Origin of the sequence: Psychrobacter sp. (genome assembly GCF_035469765.1) — a bacterium.
GTDB lineage: Bacteria > Pseudomonadota > Gammaproteobacteria > Pseudomonadales > Moraxellaceae > Psychrobacter.
The window spans coordinates 1-2,304 of sequence record NZ_DATIRM010000171.1; the positions used below are offsets into that span (position 1 = coordinate 1).

The window sequence follows — 2,304 nt, forward strand, 5'->3', positions numbered from 1 at the left end:
TCTGTGAGCGAAGGTCATCCTGACAAAATGGCTGACCAAATATCAGACGCCATCCTCGATGCCATCTTACGTCAAGATTTAAATGCGCGTGTGGCGTGCGAAACGCTGGTTAAGACAGGTGCTGTTATACTAGCAGGTGAAGTTACCACTACAGCAAATATCGACGTTGAGCGCATCGTGCGTGATACGGTTAATGGCATTGGCTATCATCACTCAGACTTGGGCTTTGACGGCGAGACATGTGCCGTTATTAATATGCTTGGCAAGCAATCTCCTGAGATTGCGCAAGGTGTTGACCGCGCTGACCCTGAAGAACAAGGCGCAGGCGACCAAGGTTTGATGTTTGGCTATGCTAGCAATGAGACCGAAGTATTGATGCCCGCCCCTATCGAGTATGCTCATCGCTTGATGGAGCGTCAGTCTGAGCTACGCCGCTCAGGCGAGCTGCCTTGGCTTCGTCCAGATGCCAAAGCACAAGTTACCCTTAAATATGACGGCAATAAACCCGTTGCTATTGATGCGGTGGTATTATCGACGCAGCATGATCCAAGTATCTCGCAAACAGACTTGCAAGAAGCGATTATGGAATCGATTATCAAGCAAGTACTGCCAGCAGAGCTACTACATGCCGGTACACGCTATCATATCAATCCAACTGGTAAGTTTGTCATCGGTGGACCTGTTGGTGATGCAGGACTGACCGGTCGTAAGATTATCGTTGATACTTATGGTGGTATGGCACGTCATGGCGGCGGCGCATTTAGTGGGAAAGATCCTTCAAAAGTGGATCGCAGTGCTGCTTATGCCGTTCGTTATGTTGCCAAAAACATCGTAGCTGCGGGTATTGCAGATCGCTGTGAAGTACAAGTGAGCTATGCCATTGGCGTTGCTGAACCGACTTCGATTTCGATTAACACTTTTGGTACTAACAAAATCAGTAATGATGAAATCATTAGCTTGATTCGCACGCATTTTGACCTACGTCCGTATGGTATTACTCGTATGCTTAACTTGCTACAGCCAATGTATCAACAGACAGCTACTTTTGGACATTTCGGTCGTCAAGGTTCTGAAACTGCCTTTACGTGGGAAAAAACAGACAAAGCTGAGATTTTAAAAGCAGACGCTGGTCTATAAAATTTGTGCTTAACACCTTATTGTTTTATCCAGTTATTCAATTTCTGTGATAAATGTAAATTTACCTACCATTATTAGGAGGCGCTTATGTCTCAAGACAACATGCCAAACGATACCCAAAATGACGATATTGATGCCGCTCTTGAAATCACCCCTGAAATGCAGTCGTTTTATCAACGTGCCGATGCCATCATTGGCGTGGCAAACAGTCAATTGGGTCCTGATGCGCACTCAGGACAAGTAGGTGCGTCATTGCTTTATGCCGCTGCACGTTATAGCGCGTCTGTTGCTTCTATTGGCTTTGTAAAGGGTGATGATTTCGCCAAAGAAAAAGACGATATTGTTGAGTTTTATACCAAGCAATATCGTCAAATGCTAAGCGACAATTTGACAGATTATGCACAGAACTTTGATAAATATATTCAGCTTAATAAAGATGATAAGCCTGCAAGCTAAGACAAGAAGATTGGTTGAATTTTCTTGTCTTCGAACAATATTGCAATAATAGATGTCCAAAAAGCCCAAGCTTAACGATAAGCTTGGGCTTTTTATTAACTATGCTTCAATAGATAGCTAATGATAAATAGGCTATGATGGCTGTATAGCATTTTATGACTTCTATGTTTACCCTTGAATGTCGATAAAAGGAATTTATTGAGCATTATTTATAAGGAGATACTACTATGAATTATGGATTCAAATTTTACTTGTCATTACTTGGGCTGTCAGCAACTCTAGCATTGACGGGCTGTAATAACATTCCAAGTAACACTTATTCTGAGCCTATTCATACCACTGAAGACCAGAGCCCGACAAATAATCAAGGTTCAGTCAACAATCCTTTTACCAAATGCCCACCTTTTAATCCTGAGCAGACCATGTGCACCGCACAATACGACCCTGTCTGCGTCACGGTAAAAACCCCATCCGGCATCAGTTACCGCACTGCTGGCAATGCTTGCTCAGCATGTGGCACTACCTCTGCCATCGGTTATGTAAAAGGGCAATGTATGTAGCATAGTGCATTGCTGATAGGTATTAGGCTATAACCCTATTCATGTGCTACATATAGTGATAAACATATCTGAAAAATAAAAAAGTCCCAACTTTATATAAGTTGGGACTTTTTTAACTTCATTGCTATTTAAACATTGTCCAAGATCTTTA

General features: G+C 42.7%; 3 protein-coding genes. All 3 read left to right on the top strand.

Going from position 1 to position 2,304, the window contains the following annotated elements; genetic code table 11:
- Window positions 1-1,137 (top strand): methionine adenosyltransferase (gene metK / locus VLN09_RS04895; RefSeq protein ID WP_325244238.1); only part of this gene is annotated, 1,137 nt, incomplete at its 5' end.
- A gap of 159 nt (window positions 1,138-1,296) precedes the next feature.
- Window positions 1,297-1,593, top strand: coding sequence for a DUF3144 domain-containing protein (locus VLN09_RS04900; RefSeq protein WP_414709087.1), 297 nt, complete (start codon window positions 1,297-1,299; stop codon window positions 1,591-1,593).
- A 227-nt stretch (window positions 1,594-1,820) separates the two neighbouring features.
- Window positions 1,821-2,153 carry a hypothetical protein gene (locus tag VLN09_RS04905; RefSeq protein ID WP_325244242.1) on the top strand — a complete coding sequence of 111 codons (333 nt, stop codon included), beginning with the start codon at window positions 1,821-1,823 and terminating at the stop codon, window positions 2,151-2,153.
- The last annotated feature ends 151 nt before the right edge of the window (window positions 2,154-2,304 follow it).

Bases quoted from the DNA above. Each gene is read 5' to 3' on its own strand.
- VLN09_RS04905 (WP_325244242.1), top strand. From the start codon at position 1,821: ATGAATTATGGATTCAAATTTTACTTGTCATTACTTGGGCTGTCAGCA.
- VLN09_RS04900 (WP_414709087.1), top strand. From the start codon at position 1,297: ATGCAGTCGTTTTATCAACGTGCCGATGCCATCATTGGCGTGGCAAAC.